Below are 25,529 nucleotides of genomic sequence, written 5' to 3'. Positions count from 1 at the left end.
TGCAGGGGCTGTGCCGATTTGACGGGGCCACCCTGGCACCGACAATGCTTGGGCTGCCAAGCTTTTCTCGTATTTTTCTCACGAAAAGATTTTTCCTCGTGAAATCAAGCAGTTACGCGCCGGCTCACGCGGCGTGCCCGGCGCTGTGAACGCATCGGCTCCCGTTGAAGCGGCCGCCACAGCCGCCCGTTTCTGGACCATTGGCCGGTTTCGCCTCGACCTGGCAACCCGCAGCCTGAGCGCCGGGCCTGGTGCTGACGGCATCGCGCTGAGCGAAAACCTGTCGGTCAAGACCGCAGCGGTGCTGCAGCGCCTGGCCGAACGTGCTGGCGAGGTCGTGCCACGCGAGCGCCTGATCGCCGAAGTCTGGGAGGGCAATTCGTACACCGGTTCGCGCGCCTTGACGCAGGCCATCTGGCAACTGCGCCGGGTGCTGGATACCGAGGCAGCGGCGGGCGGCGAGAGCGCGATCAAGACAATTTCCAAGGCCGGCTACCAGTTGCTGCTGCCGGCCGCGCCCTGGATTCCCGCGGCCGGCGTGGCGCATGCCGATGAGCCCGCCGACGCGCCGGCTGTCTCGGTGAACCCGGCCGCGCCCTGGGGCCGCAGGCGCTGGCACCGGGCAGCGCTGTGGGGCCTGGTGCCGGTGCTGATGGTGGTGCTGGCCTCGAGTTTGGGCCTTGCCGGCCTGTGGTGGCCGCACTCGGTGCCGGTGCTGGCCGCGGCGGCGCTGCCGGCACCGCCACTGCCGCTGACGATGCGGGATGGCGTCGAGGAGTATCCGGCCTTCAGTGCCGACGGGCGCTGGATGGCTTACCTCTGGTCGCGCGCCGGCAGCCCGGCGCGGCTTCAGGTGGTCGACCGGCATGCGCCCGACGCACCGCCGGTCGAGATCCGCGACGAGGGCTACACGCTGGCGCGGCCGATGTGGCTGGGCGCGCGCCGGCTGGCCTATGCCAGGGCGCGCGAGGCGGCCGACTGCGAAGTGGTGGTGGTCGACGTGACGCAGCCCGAACGGCCGGCCCGGCGGCTGGCCAGCTGCTTCTACGAGCGCAACCAGGCTTTTGTCGATGCCTCGCCGGATGGCCAGTGGCTGGTGCTGGCCCGGCACCAGGGCGAGGCGGGCGTGGCCCTGGTGCTGCACCGGGTTGCAGACGGCCAGGAGCGGCAGCTGACCCGTCCGGCCGGCGGGCTGGACGACGCGCAGATCAGCTTCTCTCGACGCGGCGACCGGGTCGCCTTCATGCGTGGCACTGCCATCGTTGGCGACCTGTACGTGGTCGACATCCAGACTGGCGCCGAAACCCGGCTGACGCACGACCAGGCACCGGTGGGCGGCCTGGCCTGGCTGTCGGGCGATGCCGGCATCGTCTTCAACTCGGCCCGCGATGGTGCTTTTGCGACCTGGCGCGTGGCACCCGCCGGCGGCGAGCCGACCTTGTTCGCCCGCGCCGGCACCGCCACCAACCTGGCCACCCTGCCGGGCGAGCCGCAGGCGGTTGCTGCCAGCCTGCACCATTTCTCCGACACCATCGAGCTGCGCTCGCTGGCCGATGGGCGCCTGCTGTCGGCCATTGCCTCCAGCGGCCGCAACCTGTACGCCCAGGCCTGCCCGGATGCCGGGCGCGTGCTGTTCCTGTCGATGCGCAGCGGCCGAATTGCGCTGTGGACCGGTGACGGCCAGGGTGCTGCGGCGCGCCAGGTCGCGCTGCCGCCCGGCACGCCAGACCCTCCAGGCTGCTCGGCGACCGAGCCGCGGTTTGCGACCAGTTTGCGGGCGCCCGGGGCGCAACACGACGCGCTGGTCATCGGCCGCCTGGACCGTGACGAGCCGCTGCAGGTGCTGCCGCAAACCGGTGGCTACAACAGCGTCAGCTGGTCACTGGATGGGCGCAGCCTGCTGGTGGCCAGCGGCCGCGGCGGCGGCTGGGACCTGTGGCGCTTCGACCTGCAGCGCCACGATTTCCAGCGCCTGACCGATGACCAGGGCCACTTCGGCCGCGAGGTGCGCACACGCAGCGGTCTCTGGTTGTATTACGCGCGGCTGGGCAAGCCGGGGCTGTGGCGGCGGCCGCTGGACCAGGTCGGCCGCACTGGTGCGCCAACTCTGGTCACCGACGCCCTGGGCTCGGAAGACTGGGCCAACTGGCAGTGGCATGACGGTGCGCTGTGGCTGGTCGAGCGTGGGCCCGAGCAGGACCAGGTGGTGCGGCGGGACGAGCTGGGCGCCGCGCCGCGGATCGCTTTCACGTTGCCACCGGGCCAGCTTCGGTTGTATCGCTCGTTTGCCATCACGCCGCAGGGCGAGGTGGTGGCCAGCATGTCCGGCCCTCGCCAGGCCGACATCGTTCGGCTTGAAGGGCCTGCGCTGCCGGCCGTCTCCGGTCAAGCCACATCTGTGGGACGTTGACCCATGTGCCGTTGCAGTTCTCTTTCAGATCGGCTGACCCCCTGCATTCGTGGGGTTCATGCATATCTTTCGCATGAGCAGGCGTACAAATTGCATAAGCCAACCCAGGTGAAAACCCGGTCTGAACGCCACCGGACTCGTAGCACCCTAGCGCTGCTGACGGAGGATGGCGACGTGAGACCGATGTTGGTTGCAGATGGCTTTGCTTCTAGGGGTTGCGTTGCTGGGGTGCCAAGAAGGCCCTCGGGGCAGGCACCAAGAGCGGGCATACTGCAAAAGGTCAACCCAGCATCATGAGGCATTCCGGCCGGCCTTGCATGGCGGCTCCGGGTATGTCCCATGAGCAAGCGCTGAGCTTGGGCTGGCGGGCGTGGCGAAAGCGGCGCTGGCGGGTGTGCTGGCAGCGAAGAATTGGGGCTGGAGGGGCGTTTCCTGACCTCCAGCGTGTCGTGTCGTCCCCTCGGGCGGCCGGTGCAGGCAAGGAACGGCTGAATACAGCGGGAGTTGGGGTCATGGTTTTGGACAAGGTGTACTTCCAGGTGGGCAGCGCTGGTGATGGCATGTGCGCCGCCGGCCGGGCCATCGCCGAAGCGCACGCGCTGTTCGCCTGAGCGGGACGCACCATGGCCGCCCCGCTGTTCCTGCTCGCCCCGCCGAGGTCGTACACGTCGCTGATGAACGCGATGATCGGCCAGCATCCCCAAACCTTCGGTCTGCCGGAGCTGTGCCTGTTCAACGTCGAGACGCTGATCCAGCTCTGGACGCGGACCAGCGACGAGATCGAGAACTTCTCCAAGACCCGCCAGGGCCTGCTGCGTGCGGTCGCCGAGATCTATGGCGGCGAGCAGACCACGGCCACCATCAAGATGGCCAACCACTGGTGCTTCGCGCGCCAGCACCGCAGCACGGCCGAGGTCTACCAGGAACTGGTGCGCGACATCGATCCGCTGATCGCGGTGGAAAAGAGTCCGTCGTACACGATTTCGCTCAAGCGCATGCAGGCGATCTACCGGGCCTTCCCGGACGCCCGCTTCCTGCACCTGGTGCGGCACCCGGTGGCGACCTGCAAGTCCATCATGGCGCTGAACGACGGCGCGTTCGCGATGTATGTGAACTCGATCGACTTCCTGGAAGACCGCGCCATCGTCGACCCGCAGTTCGCCTGGCACGACCTGAACACCAACATCTTCAACTTCCTGCAGATGGTGCCGCCCGAGCAGCAGATCCGGGTGCGCGGCGAGGACATCATGCATGACCCGACCCACTTCCTGGGCGAGGTCTGCCGCTGGCTGGGCATTCGTGACGATGCCGAGGCGATCGACGCGATGATGCATCCCGAGCGTTCGCCTTTTGCCTGTTTCGGCCCCATCACCGCGCTGTTCGGCAACGACCCCAACTTCCTCCGCGGCCCGGCCTTCCGTGCCCACAAGGTCAAGGTGCCGCCGCTGGACAAGCCGCTGGCCTGGCGACCCGACGGCAAGGGCCTGGACCCGCGCGTGATCGAGCTGGCGCATGAATTCGGCTACCGCTGACCGGCGGCGCCAGAGATTGAGAAACGACTCAGTATGAGACACCCCGTGTCAACTTATTCCGTGCGGGCCGAGCGCCGGGCCGCTCCCAAGCCGGCCGCTCGCTGGCGAGAGTCGTCCACTGGACGACTCTCGTCCGCGCTCGCCCCCTCGGGGGATCGGCCGGCGTACTCGTCGGCCGAGGGGCTGGCATGAGCGATCCAAACGAGCGTCCGCCGGGCAACCGGCCCAAGATCGGCCACATCGATGGCGATCCGGTGACCAGCCATCCGAAACTCGACACCTTGTCCGAGAACCAGCGCGCACTGCGGCTGGCGGTCATCAAGGAATTCAAGGCCAAGAAGGTCAAGAAGTTCGTCGAGAAGCAGGTTCAGCACATCAACACGAACCAGCGCATCGCCGAAGGCATCAAGTTCCTCTTCGACGAGGAAGGGCGGCCACCGCCCAACATGCCGATGGAGGACATCATCGCCGAGCGGCGCCACATCGAGTATGAGATCCGCTGGTTCGAGGCGATTCTTGAAGAGCTGCACAACCGCCTGGTGCGCGTCAAGGAAATCGAGGACCACGCGCTCGACATGCTGGCCGACCGGTTCACCGAGGAATGAGCATGCGCCGCATCCATCCTCCTCAACCGCATCTTGTGCAGAGCGCCCCGCTGGCAGACATGCCGCGCCGTGGCGAGGGAACGACCATGCGCCTACTTCCTGTCGCCGCCGCCGTGCTGGCGGCTGCCTTGTCCGGCTGCGCCGCTGTCGGCCCGGATTTCGAGCGCCCCAAGGTGACCGAGCCTGCTGCTTGGCGCACCACGCTGCCCGTGCCAGCCCAGGCCACCGCGGAGCCCGCTGCTGCTGCCCCTGTCGCTTCGGCAGACATGGCCAACCTGGCCTGGTGGAAAGCCTTTGGCGACCCCAAGCTGGAAGCGCTGGTGCAGCTGGCACTGGACAACAACAAGGACCTGAAGATTGCCGCTGGCCGGGTGCGTGAATACGCCGCCCGCCTCGACATCGCCAAGGCCCAGGAACTGCCCAGCGTCAGCGCCCGCGGCAGCTCCAACCGCGAGAAGATGAGCGAGGAGCGGCAGGTGCCGCTGTCCAACCGCACGCCGGTCAACAGCGCGGCCTACGAGCTGCAGGCCCAGGTGAGCTGGGAGCTGGACATCTGGGGCCGGGTGCGCCGCACCAACGAGGCCTACCTGGCCGACCTGACCGCGATTGACGAAAACCGCCGCGCGCTGACGCTGACCGTGGTGGCCAACGTGGTCGCCAGCTATGTGCAGTTGCTGGCGCTGGACCAGGATCTGGTGCTGTTGAAGAAGGAACTGGCCAGCCGCCAGGAAACCGCGCGCCTAACCGAGTCGCGCCAGGCCAAGGGCGGCTTCTCGATGCTGCCGGTGTTCCAGTCGCGCATGGTGATGGAAGAGGCCGCAGCAGCGATCCCGCCGAAAGAGCGCGAGATTGCCGCAACCGAAAACGCGCTGTCCATCCTGTTGGGCGTGGAGCCTTCGGCGGTGGCGCGGGCGAGGGCGCTGAACGACCTGAAGGCGCCGCCGGTGCCGCAAGGCATTCCGTCGCAGGTGCTGGCGCAGCGGCCTGACGTGCGCATGGCCGAGCAGAACCTGATCGCTGCCAATGCCCGCATCGGCGTGGCCAAGGCCGAATACTTTCCGGTGATTTCGCTGACCGGCCTGTTCGGCTACGCCAGCACCGACCTTTCCAAGCTGCTGACCGCACCGGCCAGCTTCGGCAGCGCCGGCACGCAAGTGCTGGCCAAGCTGTTCGATGGCGGTGCGCTGGATGCCAACGTGCGCCAGGCCGAAGCGGTGCAGGCCTTGCACGTCGATGCCTACCGCAAGGCGGTTCAGAACGCCTTCTTCGAGGTCGAGGACGCATTGTTGTTCTACCAGAAGACCCGCGAGCGGGCCGACGTGCTGACCCGCCAGCTGAAGGCTGCGCAGGAAGGCGCGCGCTACGCCCGCAAGCGCTACGAAGGTGGCATGGGCACGGTCTTCGAGGCCCTGGAAGCCGAGCGCCAACTGACCTCGGCCGAGCGGCTGCAGGTCGATGTGCAACGCGACACGCAGCTCTCGCTGATCCAGGTCTACAAGGCCATGGGCGGTGGCTGGAAGGTGGCCGCACCGGACATCCTCGACAGCAATGCTGCAGTTGTCAGCAGCAGCACGAATTAACAGCAGAAAGATTCGGTCATGAGTGAGCAAACCAAGAAGGTGGCCCTGCCTGCCTACCTGCCGAAGCGGCTGGAGGCGTTCAAGATCTCCAAGGACGATCAGCCGAGCTACCTGCTGCGGGACAAGCTGCTGAACAAGGTGCACGACCTGGAGCCCTGGCAGTTCTTCCTGCTGGAAGTGCTGCCTGGCTGCGAGACCTATCCCAAGCTGCAATCGGTCTTCGAGGACCGTTTCGGCCGGCCGATCACGCAAAAGCAGATCGAGGAATTCTTCGCCAGCCTGGCCGACCGCCAGTTGCTGGACATGGAGAACCCGACGCATGAGCTGCTGCAGCGCTTTCGCACCAAGGGCTACGACATCAAGGACGGCACGGCGACGGTGAAGTCGCATGTGGCGAATGTGGCGGCTTCGCATGCCGAGGCGGCCACGGTGGCCGCTGCCGCGGTGGCCTCCGCTGCCGGCCATGCCGCGCCGCCTGCGCCGCCGAAGGCACCCGGCGCTGGCGCTGCCGCGCCTGGGGGCGACCTGCCTGCCGGCGTCAACGATGCCGCTGGTTTCGATCCGCGCGCCACGCGCTGGATGTTGAAGCTGTTCGATCCGCGGCCGATGCTGAAGCTGCTGGCGCCGGTGGTCGCGCCGCTGCGCTTCCTCGTCTACATCATGCCGCTGATGGCGATCGCGGCCGTGCTGCTGTCGCTGGAATACAGCCACCTGATCCGCGAAGACCTGGCCAACCTGCACAACTACACCACGCTGTTCGAGCACGTGCTGTTCAGCTTGTTCACGGTGAATCTGGCGGTGACGCTGACGCAGGCCTTCATCGCCCATGCCTACCGCGCTACCGTGGCGAAGTTCGGCATCTCGGTGTTCATGGGCTTCCTGCCGCGCTTCCTGAACGTTGTCACGCACACCGAGCAGATGACGCGCCGCGAGCGCATGTGGCTGAACGCAGGCCCGCTGCTGGTGCGCGTGTTCCTGTTCAGCCTGGGCATGCTGATCTGGTACAACACCCGTGACTCCGCGGGCACTGCGGCCAAGATCGGCCTGGCGCTGGGCATCATCTGCGCGATCGACTTGGTGTTTGCCTCGGGCAACCCGCTGGTCAAGGGCAGTGGCTACCACCTGCTGTCGGCCTTCATGAACGAGCCGCACCTGCGCGGCAAGTCATACAAGACGCTGCTCAACCGCATGCGCGGCCAGACCTTCAAGGAGTCGGACAACAGCGTGCTGGCGGCCTACGCCTTGGCATCGACGGTGTACGCCTTCGTGCTGATCCTGATCTCGGCCGTCATCGTCGGGGTCTACCTGCAGTCGGTGATGCTGGGCGGCACCGCGCTGTTCCTTGCGGCGCTGATGGCGATCTACCTGGGTCGGCGTTCGATCCGTCGCCTGCAGATGATAGAGGCGGCCTATGACCGCTCGGTGCAGTTCGACCGCTGGCGCAAGCGCACGCTGCCCGATGCGGTGGGTGAGGCCGAGGACACGCTGAAGCCGCGCAGCGCCTGGAGCCACTACGGCAAGATCGCGCTGGTGGTCACCTTGCTGCTGTTGCTGGTGATGCCGTATCCGTACGAGCCGGGTGGCCGATTCCTGGTCTATCCGTTCCAGAAGCAGATCATCACTTCAGACATCGGTGGCGTGATCCAGAAGGTCAACTTCGACGGTGGTGAGCGCATTGCCAAAGGCACCGTGCTGGCGACGCTGTCGACGCTGGACTACCAGTCCGAAGTCAGCGTCTACAACGCCCGCATTGCGGAGCAGCAATCCGTCGTGGCCGACCTGAAGGCGCGCCCGAAGCCGGAAGAGGTGGAGGTGGCTTCGCGCCAGCTGCAGGTGGCCCAGGAGCATGAGCGCTTCACCAGGGACCGCGTGCCGCGTCTGGAGTCCATGTACAAGGATGGCACGGTGTCATTCGAGGAACTGGACTCGGCTCGCCGCGAATACCAGGTCGACGTGAGCCAGGTGGCCGAAAAGAAGGCGGCGCTGGCGCTCGCCAAGACCGGTGCGACCAAGGATCAGATCGACGCTGCCGTGGCGAAGCTGCAAAGCCTGAACGAAGAGCGCGACATGTACCAGAGCAAGGTCGGCCGCGGCGAGTTGACCATGCCTTTCGATGGCAACCTGCTGACACTGCACCTGCAGGATCGCACCAACAGCTATCTCGAGAAGGGCGCGCCGTTTGCGTCGGTGGAAAACACCAACGATGTGACGGTGGAGGTAGAGGTGCCTGAAACCGACCTGGCCTACATCAAGGTCGGCACCAAGGTGCGCGTGCGGCCGATCGCCTTCAGCGACAAGTTCTTCGACGGCGAGGTCATCACGATCGATCGCAATGTCACGCAGCAGTCGTTTGGCACCGTCGTCAAGGTCGTGGCCAAGGTCAAGAATCCGGATCAATCGCTGCGCACCGGCATGACGGGCTACGCGAAGATCGACGGCAGCACCATGCCGGTGTGGAAAGCTTTCTCGTTGGCCATCCAGCGCTTCCTGAACGTGCAGGTCTGGTCCTGGATTCCCTGATGACACGGATGGCGCGCCTTGTTGGCGCGCCAGATCTGTTGCGCGTTGTCCCTCAAAGGCGCGACATCACAACAGCCACCTTCCTTCGGGGGGTGGCTTGTTTTTTTGTTGGCGCCGGTTTCGCGTTTGTTTCCGGCATATGCGTGAGAAAAGGGGAAATATTGCCTCTTTTCGCTGGAGACGCACCATTCTGGGGACATTGCGCGCGAAAATGCCTCGTAATCTGTCCGGTGGCTGGCATGGCGGTTGCAAAGTGCATTAACAGCCTATCTATGTGACTTTTCCCCCACGCATAAGTCGGCTTGAGTCGCCAACGTTCTTCAACGACACAGATTAGGGATAGTCGCTAGGTCGGCCTCCAAGTGACATTAGCGACTGGCGGTATTTGCTTAGAACCTGCGCGCATGAACCCGGTTGAAGAGCTGTCAAACCCGCGCCACGTACCGGTGGTCAGATGGGTGGAGAAGGCAAGGCTGGCGAAAGCCGGTCGGTATCTGATGGTGAGGCTGGGTGCCGCATCTGCGTTCGCAATGCGCACTGCCCTGTTTGTCGAGGCCGCGCTGTGCAAGGCGGTCCCGTTCCAAGTTTCCGGTGTCGTGAATGCCCACCACGAACGCCATGTCGCACGGGCCTGAAGACATGCAGCAGCCTTTGTTCACCCAGTTTGTGTTCACCCCCGCAGGTCAGGACGACGCCAGTCTGGCGATTGCCGCCTGTCGTGCCGGCGCCGTCGGCGTTGTCAATGCCGAATGGCAGCCTGACAGCCAGGTCGTGCTGGCCATGCTGGCCCAGGTGGCACGCCACGGTGGTGAAGGCTACGGCCTCAAGCTGGACCGGCTGGACCTGACGCTGGAAACCGCGCTGCAATCGCCCGCGCTGTCCGGCCTGGCTTGGCTGATCGTCGAGGCGCCGCTGGTCGAAGCCGCATGGCCGCTGATGACGCAGCTGCAGGCCCGCGGTGTGCGCCTGCTGGTGGAAGTCTGCGCGCCGGTGCTGCCGGTGCTGCCTGCCGAAGGCGTGGTCGAAGGCTGGTTGCTGAAGGGCAACGAGGCTGGCGGTTTTGTCGGTGAAGATGCTTCATTCATCCTGCTGCAGAAGTGGCGCAAGCTGAGCGCGCTGCCGCTGTACCTGCGCGGTGGCCTGACGCCCCATGTGGCGGCCGCCTGCAGCGCCATCGGCATGGCCGGTGGTGTGCTCGACTCGCAAGTCCTGCTGCTCGAAGAAGCCGGCCCCAGCGACGCGCTGATTGCGATGCTGGGCAACCTGTCCGGCAACGAAGCCACCGCGATTGGCGACGGCGAACATGGCGAATACGTTCGCGTGCTGGTCCGGCCTGGCCACACTTTCGCGCGGCAGTTGGTGGTCGATGGCGAAGGCCTGGGTTTTGCGAAGCTGGCCGAGATCGTCAAGGGCAAGGCCGACTGGCGCAACCTGCGCGCCGGCCTGCTGCCGCTGGGCCAGGACGTCTGTTTTGCCGGCACCTGGCGCAAGCAGTACAAGCACCTCGCCGCCGTGCTGCGCGCGTTCGACGAGGCGGTGGCCGGCCACCTGAAGGCGGCAGTCGCCGCCAATGCGATCAGCAAGGACGCGCCGCTGGCAGAGGCCCTGGGCATTACGTTCCCGCTGGTCCAGGGCCCGATGACCCGCGTGTCCGACAGTGCAGCCTTTGCCCAGGCGGTCGCCGACGGTGGTGCGCTGCCGATGCTGGCCTTTGCGCTGCTCAAGGGCGCTGCACTGCGCGAACTGCTGGAAGACTCGGCCCGTCGCATGGCGACCAAGCCCTGGGGCATCGGCCTGCTGGGCTTTGCGCCGCAGTCGCTGCTCGACGAGCAACTGGCCATGGCGGCCGAGTACAAGCCGAGCTACGCCATCATTGCCGGCGGCCGGCCCGACCAGGCCGTGACGCTGGAACGCGCAGGCATCCCGACCTTTCTGCATGTGCCGTCGGCCAACCTGATCCCGATGTTCGTCGGCGAAGGCGCGCGCCGCTTCATCTTCGAAGGCCGCGAATGCGGTGGCCACATCGGCCCGCTGAGCAGCTTCGTGCTGTGGAGCACCATGGTCGACAAGCTGCTGGCCGAGCTGGCCGGCAGCAAGGTGCCTCCCGGCGACCTGCAGGTGCTGTTCGCCGGTGGCGTGCACGACGCTGTGTCGTCCGCCTTCGTGCAGACCATGATCGCCCCGCTGGCGGCCAAGGGCGTCAAGGTTGGCATCCTGATGGGCAGCGCCTACCTGTTCACCAGGGAAATCGTCGAGAGCGGCGCCATCGTCGAGCAGTTCCAGAAGGAAGTGATCGAATGCGACCACACGGTGGCGCTCGAATCCGGCCCGGGCCACGCCAGCCGCTGCGGCTACACGCCATTCGCCGAAGAATTCTTCCGCAAGCGTGACGAATTGAAGGCCGCGAAGGTGCCGGCCGATGAAGCTCGTCACGTGCTGGACGACCTGATCCTGGGCCGCCTGCGCATGGCTTCCAAAGGCACGACCCGCGTCGGCCTGAACGGCAAGCTGGAAAACCTGACGCCGGAGCAGCAGCGTGCCGACGGCATGTACATGCTGGGCCAGGTCGCCACGCTGCGCAACGAAGTCACGCAGATCGAAGACCTGCACCGGCAGGTCACCGAAGACGCGGCTGCGATGATGGCCGAGCGCCTGGCCGGCTTGGGCGATGCACCGCGCGCCGCCACTGCCGGTCCGGCCGACATCGCCATCGTCGGCCTGGCCACCTTGCTGCCCAAGGCCAACGACAGCCGCCAGTACTGGGACAACATCCTGGGCAAGGTCGACGCGATCACCGAGATCCCGTCGCACCGCTGGGACTGGCGCCTGTACTTCGACGAAAACCGCTACGCCAAGGACAAGATCTACTCCAAGTGGGGCGGCTTCCTGGACGACATGGCCTTCGACCCGACGCGCTTCGGCATGCCGCCGAAGTCCATCGAAGCGATTGATCCGATGCAGCTGATGGCGCTGGAAGTCGCGCAGCGCACGCTGGTGGACTCGGGCTATCACGAGAAGGCTTTCAATCGCGAGAGGTCCTCGGTCATCATCGGCGCCAGCGGTGGTACCGGTGACGTGGGCACGCAATACGGCCTGCGGTCGGAATTGCCGCGCTTCCAGGGCCAACTGCCTGACGACGTGGCCGATCGCCTGCCCGAGTGGACCGAAGATTCCTTCGCCGGCATCCTGGTCAACGTGATCGCCGGCCGCATTGCCAACCGCCTGAATTTTGGGGGCGTGAACTACACCACCGATGCCGCTTGCGGCTCCTCGCTGGCTGCCGTGTACCAGGGCGTCAACGAACTGGTGGATGGCCGCAGCGACATGGTGCTGGCCGGCGGTGTCGACACGGTGCAGGGCCCGTTCGGCTACCTGTGCTTCAGCAAGACGCAGGCGCTGTCGCCGCGTGGCCGCTGCTCCACTTTTGACCAGAACGGCGACGGCATCGCGATCTCCGAAGGCATTGCGATGATCGCGATGAAGCGCCTGGCCGATGCCGAGCGCGATGGCGACCGCATCTATGCCGTGATCAAGGGCGCCGGCGGCAGCAGCGACGGCAATGCCAAGGGCATGACAGCACCGCTGCCGGCTGGCCAGTTGCGCGCGATGCGCCGCGCCTACGCGCAAGCCGGTTTCGGCCCGTCCGATGTGGGCCTGTTCGAGGCACACGGCACCGGCACGGTGGCCGGCGACACGGCGGAGCTGGAAAGCACCACCGCGCTGATGCGCGAAGAAAACGGCGCGCCGCGCAGCGCCGTGGTCGGCTCGGTCAAGACCATGATCGGCCACACCAAGGCCACGGCCGGCGTGGCCGGCCTGATCAAGGCCGCGCTGTCGCTGCAGCACCGCGTGCTGCCGCCACACCTGAACGTCAAGAAGCCGGTCGCGATCCTGCAAGCCGAAGACGCGCCATTGCACCTGCTGGAAGATGCGCAGCCCTGGTTGACGGTGGATGCCAAGCCGCGCCGCGCGGCCTGCAGCGCCTTCGGCTTTGGTGGCACCAACTTCCACGTCGTGATGGAGGAGTACACCCGCGAGTACCGCCCGTGGGTGCGCAGCGCAACCATGAGCCAATGGCCGGCCGAGCTGATGCTGTTCAGTGCCGCCAGCAAGGCTGAACTGGCCGACCGCGCCGCCGAACTTTCGACGCAACTGCCTTCGCTCAAGGACCTGGTGCTGCGCGACCTGGCTGCCAGCCTGGCCCAGCAATGGGAAGCCGGCAGCGACACGCTGGCCGTCGTCGCGAAGGACGCTGGCGACCTGGCCAGCAAGCTGGAGAAGGCTGCTGCCTTCCTGCGCGGCCAGGCGCCCATGCTGCCGCCGGGCGCTCACTTCGGTGCTGCCGGTGCGGACGCTGGCAAGGTGGCCGTGCTGTTCCCCGGCCAGGGTTCGCAGTACCCGATGATGGGCCGCGAACTGGCTGTGCTGTTCCCGGTCGTCGCCGACGCGCTGTCGCGTGCCAACGCTGCGCTGAAGGGCGCCTTCGAGACCCGCTTCGGCCGCGGTGCCAGCCTGGGTGGCTTCATCTTCCCGCGCGGTGCCTATGACGACGCCGCCAAGGACGCAGCCAAGCTTGCGCTGACCAGCACCGATGTGGCACAGCCCGCGCTGGGTGCGCTGGAAGTCGGCCTGCTGCGCCTGATGCAGGGCTTCGGCCTGAAGGCCGACATGGCGGCAGGCCACAGCTACGGCGAGTTCGTGGCGCACCATGCCGCAGGCGCCTATGACCTGGAAGCGCTGATGGCGCTGTCGGCAGCCCGTGGCCGCTTCATCGTCGACGCCGCCAAGGCCGGTGGTGCCGAGCTGGGCACCATGGCCGCGGTGCAGGCGCAACGCGCCGATGTCGAGAAGCACATCGCCGGCCTGGACAGCGTGGTGATCGCCAACCACAACGCACCGCTGCAAACCATCATCTCCGGCACCCATGCCGGCGTGAAGGCTGCGCTGGAGAAGCTGCAGGCCGCTGGTGTGGACGTTACGCCGATCCCGGTCGCCGCCGCCTTCCACTCGGCACTGGTCGCCCCGGCCCAGGCCCAACTGGCCGAGCTGATCGAGGCCACCGACTGGCACACCGGCATGATGCCGGTCTATGCCAATGCCACCGGCAAGCCGCACGCGGACGATGTCGCCACGGTCAAGCGCCAGATGGCCGACCACCTGGTGCAGTCGGTCGAGTTTGTGGCCGAGATCGAGGCGATGTACGCCGCTGGTGCCCGCACCTTCATCGAGATCGGCCCGAAGGCTGTGCTGAGCAAGCTGACCGGCAAGATCCTGGCAGGCCAGCCGCACAAGGCCATTGCCATCGACGACGGCAGCGGCCTGCCTGGCCTGCTGAACGGCCTGGCGCAGATGCTGTGCGCCGGCGTTGACCTGGACATTTCGCCGCTGTTCGAGAAGCGCGACTGCCGCATTGGCAATGCCACCCAGCCGGCCGCGCTGCAGCGCACCGTCACCGTGCCCAAGCATGCCTGGATGCTGAATGGCAGCGGTGCCCGCAAGGTCACCGAGCCGGTGCAGCAGATCGGCATGACGCTGGAGCAGGCAGAGGTGCGCAACGCCGCCTTGGCCGCCCCTGCGCCTGTGCTTGCCGCTGTGGCCACTGCCGCCGCGCCGGCCCTTGCCGCGTCCCCCGCTTCGACCGCCATCGCACCCGCGCCGGTGGCCTACACCCCTGTTCAAGCAATCCCGCCCGTCACCCCCCCACGTTGGAGAAAAGAGTCCCGTATGGATGAACGACGTCCCCTGCCACCGGCAGGATCTTCCGGCGTCATGTCGGAATACTTCGAGACCATGCGTCAGTTCCTGGAGACCCAGGAACGCGTCATGGGCATGTTTGTCGGTCAAGGTGAGCCGATGGCGGCTCGCCCGGCAGCTCCCCGTCTGCAGCGCGCTGCGCAGCCGATGGCACTGCCGCGCGTGACGGAGTACGCCGCGCCCGCACCGGTCGCTGCCGTGGTGCCCCCGGTTGCCGCTCCGGCACCGGTGGTGGCTGCGCCTGCGCCGGTCGTTGCGATGCCGGCACCGGTGCCCGCACCGGTTGCCGTGCCTGCTCCGGTGGTGGCCAAGGCCGCCCCGGCGCCTGCACCTGCCGTGGCGGCAGTGCCCGCACCGGCACCTGTTGCCGCTGCTGGTGCTGCGAGTGCTGCAATGGGCCGCGACCAGATGATCGACATGCTGCTTGCCATCGTCGAAGACAAGACTGGCTACCCGCGCGACATGGTGGGCCTGGACCAGAACCTTGAATCCGACCTGGGCATCGACTCGATCAAGCGCATCGAAGTGGTCGGCGCCATGCTGCAGAAGCTTCCGGAAGGGCTGCGTGCCAGCCTGACCGAAAGCCGCAGCAAGCTGAACACCCAGCCGACCTTGAATGGCATGTTGGACATCCTGTCCTCCGCCAAAGCAGGAAGCGTGGTGGCAAGCCCTTTTGATGTTGCCGAGACGGGATCAAAGGTTATCGCTGCGAGCAGCGACAGCCACCCGCCTCGGCATGTCATGGTGCCTGCGCACGAAAGCATCGACGCCGATGCGCTGAAACAGCTGCAACCCGGCCTGTTCGTGATCACAGAAGATCTCGCAGGCCAGGCCAAGGCCTTGGCTGGCGCCCTGCGCGAGCAGGGGCGCGAGTCCGTCCTGGTCGGGCGGGCCGTGCTGGGCAGCGAATCGGCCTTGATTGAATGGGCAGCGGCCCTGCGCCAGCAGGCGCAACCGCTGGCCGGTGTCATCCACCTGGCGGCATTGGGCGGGGAACTGCTCGCGCCGCAAGGTTCGGTGGCCGAATGGCGCCAGCAATTGCTGACGCATGAAAAGTCCTTGTTCCTGCTGTTGAAGGAACTGGCCTCCCGCCTGACCGAAGGCTCGCATGTGATGGCTGTCAGCGCGCTGGGCGGTCATTTCAACCGGGCGGGTGAGCACACGCCTGCCGGCCTGTCGCTGCAGAGCGGCGCGGTCGGCATGCTGAAGTCCTTCCACGAAGAGCGGCCTGAGCTGCGCGTGAAGGCGGTGGACCTGGACCCGGGCCAGTCGGCTGCGGCCCAGATCCAGACGGTGATGTCGGAACTCGAAGTCGTGGGTGGCCGCCAGGAAGTTGGCTATCCGGCTGGCCAGCGCACGGTGTTCCGCACCGAGGCGGTGGTGGTGCCGACCGACCCTGCGAACCTGGAAAAACTGAAGGGCATCGTGGTGCTGGCCACCGGTGGTGCCCGCGGCATCACGGCCGAAGTGTTGCGCGAGCTCGCGTTGCCCGGCAATACGCTGGTGCTGACCGGCCGCGGCGCCTGGCCCGAAGCCGAGCCGGCCGAACAGGCCGCGCTGACCACGGAAGGCGCACTGCGTGCGCACTTCATCGCCCTGGTGCGTGCGGGCAAGCTCAGTATGAAGCCGGCGGAAGTGCAGAAGAAGGTGCAGGCCGTGCTGGCCGCGCGCGAGATGCACGGCAACAAGGCCGACTTCGAGCAGCGCGGTGCCAAGGTGGAATACCACCCGGTCGACGTGGGCAGCGACGACGGCATGAAGGCCTTGCTGGCCGACCTGTACACCCGCCACGGCGCGGTGCACGGCGTGCTGCACGGCGCGGGCGTGATCGAGGACAAGCTGCTGGTCGACAAGGCCTCGGACAGCTGGGACCGTGTGGTCGGCACCAAGGTCATGGGCCTGCTGCTGCTGCAGAAGTACCTGAAGCCCGAATCGCTGCGCTTCCTGAGCGTGTTCAGCTCGGTCGCTGGCCGTTACGGCAACAGCGGCCAGTCCGACTACGCGACCGCCAACGAACTGATGAACCGGCTGTGCTGCCAGCTGCAGCGCCGCTGGGAATACAAGGTCAACGTCAACGCCCTGTGCTGGGGCCCATGGGGCCCGACGATGTTCGGCGCCGGCATGGTGACGGCAGAGACCGAAGCCAAGTTCGCCGAGAAGGGCGTGTACCTGGTGACCGCCGAGATGGGCCGCCGCCTGCTCAAGGACGAGCTGATGCGCAGCGGCGTGGACAACATCGAGATCATCTGCGGCGCCGGTCCGTGGGAAGCGCGCGAGGCCGACCTTGGCCGCATCCGGCGCCAGAACCCTCCGGCCCCACGTGAGGTGCTGGGCTCGCTGCTCGGCCCGGCCGAGATGATGACGCTGCCGATGGGCGGCCAGGTCGTGACCTTCAACGTCGACGCGAACCACGTCTACCTGCAGGAACACTGCATCGACAAGACGCCGGTGCTGCCGGCAGCCGCCGCGCTGGAGTTGCTGGCCCAGGCCGGCCGCACGCTGTGGCCGGGCTGGAACGTGGTCGAGGTGCGCGACTTCCGCCTGATGAAGGGCGTGGAGCTGAAGGAGGCCACCCGCAAGTTCGACATCGTGATCAACCCGCCGCCGTATGGCAGCGCGGAAGGCTTCGAGGTCAACGCAACGCTGCAGTCCGAACAGCAGGGTGGCAAGTCGGTGGTGCACTACAAGGCCGTGCTGCGGCTGGAGCAGCGCATGCCCGAAGGTTTCACTCGGGCGCCGCGTGCCCGCTTCGACAAGAAGCTGCCGGTGGCCCAGGCCTATGACGAGTACCTGTTCCACGGTCCGCGCTTCCAGGTGATGAAGACGCTCAAGGGCTTGTCGGCAGATGCCGCGGCCGCCACCGTCGCACCCAGCAAGCCGGCCGAATGGATGGGCCATGTGCCGGCCGAGCAGGACCGCTGGGTGTTCGACCCGGCGCTGATCGATGCCGGCCCGCAGCTGGCCATCGTCTGGGACCGCCTGTTCCGTGACGAGACCTGCTTGCCGACCCGCTTCGGCCGCGTGTCCCGCTATGTGGAACAGCTGCCGGCGCAGATGACGATGGAAATCGAGATCGTGCCGCTGGAAGACAGCAGCTTGGTCGGCGCCAACGTCTACTACACCAACACCGCCGGCGAGGTGGTGATGATGATCGAGGACATGCAGTGCATCTCCAGCAACGCGCTGAACCGCCTGGGCGGCACGGCCCGGCTGGCAGCCAAGTCCTCTGTCTGAAGCTCCTGATTGCGCACCATGACTGAATCGACCCAAGGCGCCGCCGCCACCGGTGGCATCTCCAGCAAGGCCGACGTGCCTGCCGCCGTTGCCATCATCGGCATGGCCTGCATGTACCCGCAGGCCGGCAGCATGCATGCCTTCTGGCGCAACATCATCGGAGGGGTCGACGCGATCACCGAGCCGGTCGAGTCCTGGGACGCCCAGCGCTACCTCGACACTGGTCGCATCAAGACGCCGTTTGGCGGCTACCTGAAGGACCTCTACCGCTTCGATCCACGCGAATTCGGCATCATGCCGAACTCGCTGGACGGCGGTGAGCCGGACCAGTTCCTGGCGCTGAAGGTGGCGGGTGATGCGCTGCGCGATGCGGGTGGCCGCTACGCCGACCCGAAGTACGACCACCGCGACACCGGCATCGTGCTGGGTCACAGCACCTACCTGCACCGTGGGCAGGGCACGCTGATCCAGAATCACATCGTGGTCGACCAGACCATCGAGATCCTGCGTGCCAGCTGCCCGCACATGACGGAAGAGCAGATCGAGGCCGTGCGCAGCATGCTGGCCAAGAAGCTGCCGGCCGCCAGCGCCGACATCGCGCCTGGCCTGGTGCCCAATGTGATGACTGGCCGCATTGCCAACCGGCTGAACCTCAAGGGCCCGAACTACCTGGTCGACGCGGCCTGCTCGTCTTCGCTGCTGGCCGTCAACGCCGCGATGGACGAACTGCGCCTGGGCCGCAGCAAGCTGATGCTGGCGGGCGGCGTGAACGCTTCGCTGCCTGCGGAAGTCTCGGTCATCTTCACCCAGCTCGGCGCCTTGAGCGGCCGCGGCAAGGTGCGCCCGTTCGAAAAAGGCAGTGACGGCACGTTGTTGGGCGAAGGCCTGGGCATCGTCGCGCTGAAGCTGCTGGACGAAGCGCTGGCCGATGGCGACCGCATCTACGCTGTGGTGCGTGGCGTGGGCCAGTCCAGCGACGGCCGTGGCACCGGCCTGCTCGCGCCCAGCATGGAAGGCGAATCGCTGGCGATGAAGCGCGCCTACTCTGACTGTGGCGTGGACCCATCCACCATCAGCCTGATCGAGGCCCATGGCACAGGCATTCCGCTGGGTGACAAGACCGAGATCGGCGCGCTGAAGAGCATCTTCGGCGAACGCACGGCAGAGCAGGGCACGATCGCGCTGGGCTCGGTCAAGTCCATGATCAGCCACACGATTCCGGCCGCCGGCATGGCAGGCCTGATCAAGAGCGCGCTGGCGCTGCACCACAAGGTGCTGCCGCCGATGCTGTGCGGCGAGATCAATCCGGATCTGGGCATTGACCAGACGCCGATGTACATCAACAACCAGACCGGGCCGTGGATTGCACCGCAAGGCGCGCCGCGCCGCGCGGGTGTCAATTCCTTCGGTTTTGGCGGCATCAACACCCACGCGGTGCTGGAAGAAGCGCCGGCTGCGGCCCTGTCGCCGCAGCGCTTCATGCCCTGGTCGGCCGAGCTGTTCGTGCTGTCGGCCGATTCCGCCGAGGCGCTGAAGACGCGCGTGGCCGAGGTGCAGGCCCTGATCGAAGCGCGCCATGACCTGACGCTGTCCGACTTGGCCGGCACGCTGGCTGCCACCGATGCGCAAGCCGCCTGCCGCCTGGCGCTGGTCGCGTCCGACAAGGCCAGCCTGTCCAAGCAGCTGACACAAGCCGTCAAGAAGCTGAGTGATGGCAACCCGAACTGGTCCACCCGCAATGGCATGGTCTACAGCAGCCAGCCGATGCAGGGCAAGCTGGCCTTCATCTTCCCGGGTGAAGGTTCGCAGTACCCCGGCATGCTGGGCGATCTGGCGCTGTGCTTCGACGACGTGCGCAACTGGCTGGACTTCTGGTGCAGCCTGTATCCGGACCAACCGGGCGAGCGCCGCACCGACATTGCCTACCCGCCGTCCACTGGCCTGAGCGCCGAACGCCGGGCGATGCTCGAGCGCCGCATGAACGACATGGACGTCGGCTCCGAAGCCGTGTTCGTCGGCGGCCAGGCGCTGAACCAGCTGCTGGGCACGCTGGGCGTGCAGCCGGACGTGATGCTGGGCCACAGTTCAGGCGAATCGTCGGCGCTGGCGGCTTCGGGTGCGATTCCTGCCGCCACGCCGCAGGAACTGGCCGAGTTCATCCGTGAGCTGAACAAGGTCTACCGTGCCGAACTGGCCGATGGTTCGATCCCGACCGGCGCGCTGCTGGCCGTCGGCGCGCTGCCGCGCGAGCAGCTGGACGGCTTTGTCGCCGAAGCCGGTGCCGGTGTGTACGTTGCGATGGACAACTGCGCGAACCAGGTGATCCTGTACGGCTCGGCCGAAGCCATGGCCGCGCTGCAGGCCAAGCTGACGCAGGTTGGTGCGATCTGCATGATGCTGCCGTTCGACCGCGGCTATCACACGCCTGCGTTCGACACCGTCACCAAGGCCTTCCTGAAGTACTACCGCGCGATCAAGCTCGGCGCGCCGCGCGTGCCGATGTACTCGTGCGCTTCGGCCAATCTGTTCCCCGAAGGCACGACCGCGCTGCGCCAGCAGGCCGCGGCCCAGTGGTCCACCACCGTGCGCTTCCGCGAAACCATCCAGAAGATGCACGACGACGGCGTGCGCTGGTTCATCGAGGTCGGCCCGTCGGCCAACCTGACGGCCTTTGTCAACGACATCCTGGCCGGCCGCGAATACACCGCCATTGCCACCAACCAGCGCCGCCGCAGCGGCATGGAACAGCTGCTCAGCGTGCTGGGTCAGCTGTGGGTGCATCAGAAGCCGGTGGGCCTGGCCACGCTGTTCAATGGCCGCAAGCTGAACACCGTGGAGCTGACGGACCTGACCGTGCCGGCGCCCAAGGGCGTGTTACTGGACAACACCATGCCGCAGATGCACCTGAACGAAGGTGAACGCTGCCGCCTGCGTGACCTCGCCGCACTGCCGTCCGAAGCGGTGCCGGTGGCTGCACCCGTGCTGGCTGCCTTGCCGCCAGCAGTGCAGGCGCCCGTTGCTGCAGCCGTTGTGCCGGTCGAAGCGCCTGCTCCCATGGAGGAGCTGTCGCCGCTGGACAGCGAGGTCGCGCTGCGTGGCCAGGTCATGGGCGAATACTTCGACGTGATGCGCGGCTTCCTGGAACAGCAGCGCGCGGTGATGGATCGCCTGCCGATCGAGTCCGACTGGGACGAGTCAGCCGAGGCTGTCGCCGCGGAGCAGGACCCGGTGGCGGCTGCCATGGGATTCCTTGACGAGATCCTGGAATTCGACGAAGAACACCTGGTGGCGCGTTCCGCGCTGAGCCTGGAGCGAGACAACTTCCTGCGCGACCACGTGCTGTCCGGCCGTGTCTCCGCGGATGACCCGCAGTTGGTCGGCCTGTCCTGCGTGCCGCTGATGGTGAGCCTGGAGATCATGGCCCAGGCGGCCGCTGCACTGGCCGGCAGCGTCAACGTCTGCGTGATCGAGAACGTGCGCGCTTTCGACTGGATCGCGCTGGACGATGGCGAGATCGAGCTGAAGGTGCAGGCCAAGGTGATGAACCGCGAGCAGCAGCGCTTCAGCGCCTTGCTGTCCGGGCCGTCGGGCCGGCTGGTGAGCGCGGAGTTCCGTTTTGCACCGGTGTGGCAACTGCCAGCCGCCAGCAACCTGACGGAGTGGCGCAGCTCGCTGTGGAACGACCAGGAGCTCTACACCTGCGGCATGTTCCATGGCCCGGTGTTCCACAGCATCGAGCACATCCACGGTTGGGACGACGCGGGCATCGATTGCGCGCTGTCGCCGGTCTCGCTGGACAGCTTCTTCACCCCGGGCCAGCAGGCCACGCTGGTGCTGAACCCGGTGCTGCTGGACGCAATGGGTCAGTTGGCAGCCTTCTGGATCGCCCAGTACGTGGGCACGGACTTCAACTGCTTCCCGTCGACCATCGACCGCATCGAGCTCTACACGCCGTGCCCGAACGCACAGCCTGGCATGCAGCTGCGTGCGCGTCACTACTCGCTGGACGCGTCCAACAATGAGGTGTCGGCGCCGCGCGCCTGGCAGTTCGAATGCCTGGACGCCAGCGGCCAGCCGCTGGTGCGCGTCAACAAGCTGGTCAACATCTTCTTCTCGGTACCCAACCGCTTCTACCAGGTCCGCCGTGACCCGCTGAACGGCTGGCTGGGTCAGCCGCTGGCGGCTGGCGCTGAAAAGGGCACCTTGCTGTGGCGCCTGGAACACCTGCCGGAAGACTTCTGCGCCCAGTCGGGCAACATCTTCCTGCGCATCCTGGCGCACATCTACCTGAGCGTCGAAGAGCGCGAGGAGTGGGCGGCGCTGACGGGCAGCGTGCGTCGCAAGCGGGAGTGGCTGCTGGGTCGTGCCTGTCTGAAGGAAGCCGTGCGCCAGTGGATCCAGTTGCAGACCGGCCAGCTGCTGTATTCGTCCGACATCCTGGTTGGTCACGACGAGTTGGGCGCGCCCTGGGTGGACGGCTGGTGGCGCGACCATCTGGTGCCGGCGCCGCAGGTGTCGCTGTCACACAACGAAGCTGGTTCGCTGGTGGCGGTGAATCACCCGGATGCACCGGTGGGCGTGGACGCGGAGCAACACGGCCGCATCCAGAACCCCGAGCTGTTTGCGACCTCGCTGACCGCGGCCGAGCGGGCTGCACTGGCCGCATTGCCGGCCGATCAGCAGGCTGGCCGTTTGCTGGCGCTGTGGTGCGCCAAGGAAGCTGCGGCCAAGTGCCTGGGCCTGGGCCTGCAAGGCCAGCCGGAAGCCTTTGCGGTGGAGTTTCTCGATGCAGCCGGCCTGCAGGCCCGTGTGAGCCATGCCCAGGCACTGCTGGCGGTGACGATTTATCGCGACGAGGGCTCGCTGATCGCACTGGCCACAGAGAGCGGCGACCGGGTCGAGGTCCACTGAAGTGGGGACGCTGGTGGAAACGCTTGTAAGTGGCCTGGCTCAGGCAGGGGTGGAGCCGGCAGAATGCGTAACCATGCGTGACAGCAGGATCGCCGCGCCTCGTATTTCAGCCGACTGCCGCTCAACCCGCCCCGTGCGCGGACCGGCGGAGCGGTGGCATGCAGGTGTGTTTATTGCTTTCAGTCTGAGCAGTCACGCATCAGCGTCCCTGAACCCTCGGCAACGTCGACGTGAGCGCAAGCTTGCCGCGTACCACCGGTTCGTGATGCGACCGCAGATGTTGAGCCTTTCGGAGTAATTGCCATGCCTGTCGCTCAAGTCAATGGAGCCCGGCTGAACTATGTTCAGATGGCGCCGGAAGATGCCACCGATGAGGTCGAAGACCTCATCATGGTGCACGGATTGGCCACCAACATGGCCTTCTGGTACTTCCACTACGCGCCTGTTTTCTCGCAGCGTTTCCGCGTCACGCTGTTCGACCTGCGCGGCCATGGTCGCTCGGAGATGACCGAAAGCGGCTACGAGCCGCCCGACCTCGCGCAAGACCTGCTGGGCCTGATGGACCACCTGGGCATCCGCAAGGCGCATTTCCTGACCCACAGCTACGGCGGCGTGGTGGCGCTGAACGCCGCCTGCCTGGCGCCGCACCGCTTCAGCAGCCTGGTGCTGGCAGACACCCATATCGCAGCCGCTCGCCACGAACACCACTGGGAAGCCGGCCAGTTCGGCACCAAGATGCAGGCCGTGCTGGACGAGCACGGCATCGGGCTGGACACCCGCGACCCGTATTTCGGCTACAAGCTGCTGACCGAGGTGGCCCACCTGCAACTGCGCAGTGAGGAAGTGCCCGCGGTGCTGCAGGAGATGGTCAGCCCGTTCATCGGCAAGTACGGCAACCGCACGGCCAGCCAGTGGATCCGCCTGATGGACCAGACCAAGGCCTGCACCGAACTGATGGGCGACGACGGGCTGCGGCTGGACGAACTGCGCAAGCTGCAGTTCCCCATCATGGCCATGTACGGCGACCATTCGCAAGCCCGGCTGACCGGCCGCGAATTGCTGGAAGTCTGGGGCCACGCGGTGTTCCGCCGCGTGCGCGATGGCGGGCATTTCTTCCCGTCGTCCCGGCCGCAGGAACTGATTTCCGGCTGCAACCGCTTCTGGGGCGGCGAGTTTGGCGTGCGCCACGAGCTGCGCACCGGCGAGCCCAAGCGCAACTTCTTCCGCAGCGACCGCATTTTCCAGGCTGGCGAAGCCTGGTATTTCACGACCCGGGAGCACGCCCGTGTCGGCCCTGCGGCCAGCCGAGCCGAGGCCGAACAGGTCCTGGCTTCTTTCATTGCCGCGATGGCAACGGAACAACTCAGTGCAGTCTCGCAATAAGAACAAGCTCGGCGTTCATCCCGGACTCGGTCAACGCGATTTCAAACTGGTTGCCCACGGTGGTTTTGGCGATGGCCTGAATGCCTATGCGCATTCGATGGCCTGGTACAAGGACCGGCTGTACGTGGCGACCACGCGGGGCAACTTCCCGTTCATGAAGGCCCGCCTGCCGATCGGCATGGACATCTGGCCGGTGGAGTGCCCCGAGAGTCCGTTCGATCTGGACATGGGTGCCGAGATCTGGTGCTACGACCCGCACGAAGGCGTGTGGGAGAAGCGCTTCAAGGCGCCGATGATCGTCGGCAGCCATGGCAAGCTGATCCCGCGTGAGCTGGGTTTCCGCGGCATGGTGGTCTACACCCCGCCTGGCAGGCCGAACGAGCCCGAGCTGTACGTCAGCACCTGGTCGCCCGCGCGCGGCCCCGGCCCGAACATCCTGCGCTCGACCGACGGGCATCACTTCGAGCCGACCTGCGAGCCCGGCCTGGGCCTGCCGGTCACGACGATCCGCACCATGGTCCCGTTCAAGGGCCGCATGTTCACGACGCCGGCTGGCTCGCGCGGCGGCAATCCGAACGTCTCCGGCCACTCGGTGGTCTACGAGAGCACCGACCCCGCCAGCGGCGAATGGGAGCCGGTATCGGACTTCGGCTTCGGCGATTCCGGCAACAAAACGATCTTCGAGATGTGTGGCTTCGGTGACCATCTCTACATCGGCACCTTCAATCTGGAAGGCTTCCAGATCTGGCGCAGCACGGTGGAAGGGGAGAAGCCCTACCACTGGGAGCGCGTGATCGAGAAGGGGGCCTACCGCGGCCCGCTGAACCAGTGCGTGCTCAGCCTGTACCCGTTCAAGGGGCACCTCTATGTGGGCGGTGGCATCCAGGGCGGGGGGGTGGACACCCAAAACCGCATCGGCCCTGCGCCGCCTGAGCTGCTGCGCATTGCGCCGGATGGCAGCTGGGACCTGCTGGTTGGTGAGACGCGCGACACGCCGCTGGGTCGCAAGGAAGCGCTGTCTGGCTACCTGCCGGGGTTCGACAATTTCTTCAACGGCTACTTCTGGCGCATGTGCGTGCATGATGGCTGGCTGTACATGGGCACCTTCGAGTGGAGCTCGGTGCTGGGTTATGCCAACCGGCGGCGTTGGCCGGAAGCGTTCACGACCATCATCAACAAGCTGACGCCGCAGTTCCTGCTGGACCATTCCTCGGGCTTCGACCTCTATCGCACCTGCGACGGCAAGAACTGGGTGCCGGTCACCACCGATGGCATGGGCAACCCGTACAACATGGGCCTGCGCACGCTGATCTCTACCCCCCACGGGATGTTCATCGGCACCGCGAATCCGTTTGGTCCGAAGATCATGCCGCTCAACGGTGACCGCTACATCCCCAATCCGCGAGGTGGCTGCGAGGTGTTCCTGGGCAGCCCGCGCGACTGAAGCGAAACAGTTCGTCACCGTGTCAACCATCTTCGCCCGCTGGGACGTTGCGAGTGCATACCCCCAAACCTGCCGCTTCGCTGCAGGCCCCCCGAGGGGGATGAGGAAGCTTGGGAGCGGCCCGGCGCTTCCTCATGCAAGCACCCTGGAGAACGA

At 66.4% G+C, this 25,529-nt stretch carries 10 protein-coding genes; all 10 read left to right on the top strand.

The window, feature by feature from the left end; translation table 11 throughout:
• The first annotated feature begins 145 nt into the window (after window positions 1-145).
• The 10 genes from LRH25_RS23190 (at window position 146) to LRH25_RS23145 (ending at window position 25,373) form a co-directional block, all read left to right on the top strand.
• Window positions 146-2,410 (top strand): winged helix-turn-helix domain-containing protein, encoded by a 2,265-nt coding sequence (locus LRH25_RS23190; protein WP_231012386.1) that lies wholly within the window; start codon window positions 146-148, stop codon window positions 2,408-2,410.
• A gap of 623 nt (window positions 2,411-3,033) precedes the next feature.
• On the top strand, window positions 3,034-3,942 hold the full coding sequence (locus LRH25_RS23185) for a sulfotransferase family protein (RefSeq protein WP_141289692.1): 909 nt from the start codon (window positions 3,034-3,036) through the stop codon (window positions 3,940-3,942).
• Window positions 3,943-4,130: 188 nt separating this feature from the next.
• The gene (locus LRH25_RS23180; RefSeq protein WP_141289691.1) at window positions 4,131-4,547 is read left to right on the top strand and encodes a hypothetical protein; all 417 of its coding nucleotides are present in this window, start codon (window positions 4,131-4,133) and stop codon (window positions 4,545-4,547) included.
• Between the two features lie 86 nt (window positions 4,548-4,633).
• Window positions 4,634-6,127, top strand: a complete 1,494-nt coding sequence (locus tag LRH25_RS23175; RefSeq protein ID WP_170201000.1) for an efflux transporter outer membrane subunit — start codon at window positions 4,634-4,636, stop codon at window positions 6,125-6,127.
• Between the two features lie 18 nt (window positions 6,128-6,145).
• Entirely contained in the window at window positions 6,146-8,647 is a 2,502-nt protein-coding gene (locus LRH25_RS23170) for an HlyD family secretion protein (RefSeq protein WP_231012374.1), read from the top strand.
• A gap of 404 nt (window positions 8,648-9,051) precedes the next feature.
• Window positions 9,052-9,282 (top strand): hypothetical protein, encoded by a 231-nt coding sequence (locus LRH25_RS23165; RefSeq protein ID WP_141288282.1) that lies wholly within the window; start codon window positions 9,052-9,054, stop codon window positions 9,280-9,282.
• On the top strand, window positions 9,248-17,635 hold the full coding sequence (locus LRH25_RS23160; protein WP_231012371.1) for a type I polyketide synthase: 8,388 nt from the start codon (window positions 9,248-9,250) through the stop codon (window positions 17,633-17,635). Before LRH25_RS23165 ends, LRH25_RS23160 begins: the two co-directional genes overlap by 35 nt.
• Window positions 17,636-17,653: 18 nt before the next feature.
• Window positions 17,654-22,546, top strand: coding sequence for a type I polyketide synthase (locus LRH25_RS23155; protein WP_141286886.1), 4,893 nt, complete (start codon window positions 17,654-17,656; stop codon window positions 22,544-22,546).
• A gap of 303 nt (window positions 22,547-22,849) precedes the next feature.
• A complete protein-coding gene (locus LRH25_RS23150) occupies window positions 22,850-23,929 on the top strand; it encodes an alpha/beta fold hydrolase (protein WP_141286888.1) in 1,080 nt (359 codons plus the stop codon).
• A complete protein-coding gene (locus LRH25_RS23145; protein ID WP_141286890.1) occupies window positions 23,913-25,373 on the top strand; it encodes a hypothetical protein in 1,461 nt (486 codons plus the stop codon). The genes LRH25_RS23150 and LRH25_RS23145 overlap by 17 nt, the downstream gene beginning before the upstream one ends.
• Window positions 25,374-25,529: the final 156 nt, after the last annotated feature.

This window comes from Ideonella azotifigens (assembly GCF_021043325.1).
GTDB lineage: Bacteria > Pseudomonadota > Gammaproteobacteria > Burkholderiales > Burkholderiaceae_C > Ideonella > Ideonella azotifigens.
This window is presented reverse-complemented; position numbering and strand designations above follow the sequence as displayed.

Coding starts and splice junctions, on each gene's coding strand:
- LRH25_RS23175 (WP_170201000.1), top strand. CDS start 4,634: ATGCGCCTACTTCCTGTCGCCGCCGCCGTGCTGGCGGCTGCCTTGTCC.
- LRH25_RS23180 (WP_141289691.1), top strand. CDS start 4,131: ATGAGCGATCCAAACGAGCGTCCGCCGGGCAACCGGCCCAAGATCGGC.
- LRH25_RS23160 (WP_231012371.1), top strand. CDS start 9,248: ATGCCCACCACGAACGCCATGTCGCACGGGCCTGAAGACATGCAGCAG.
- LRH25_RS23150 (WP_141286888.1), top strand. CDS start 22,850: ATGCCTGTCGCTCAAGTCAATGGAGCCCGGCTGAACTATGTTCAGATG.
- LRH25_RS23185 (WP_141289692.1), top strand. CDS start 3,034: ATGGCCGCCCCGCTGTTCCTGCTCGCCCCGCCGAGGTCGTACACGTCG.
- LRH25_RS23155 (WP_141286886.1), top strand. CDS start 17,654: ATGACTGAATCGACCCAAGGCGCCGCCGCCACCGGTGGCATCTCCAGC.
- LRH25_RS23165 (WP_141288282.1), top strand. CDS start 9,052: ATGAACCCGGTTGAAGAGCTGTCAAACCCGCGCCACGTACCGGTGGTC.
- LRH25_RS23170 (WP_231012374.1), top strand. CDS start 6,146: ATGAGTGAGCAAACCAAGAAGGTGGCCCTGCCTGCCTACCTGCCGAAG.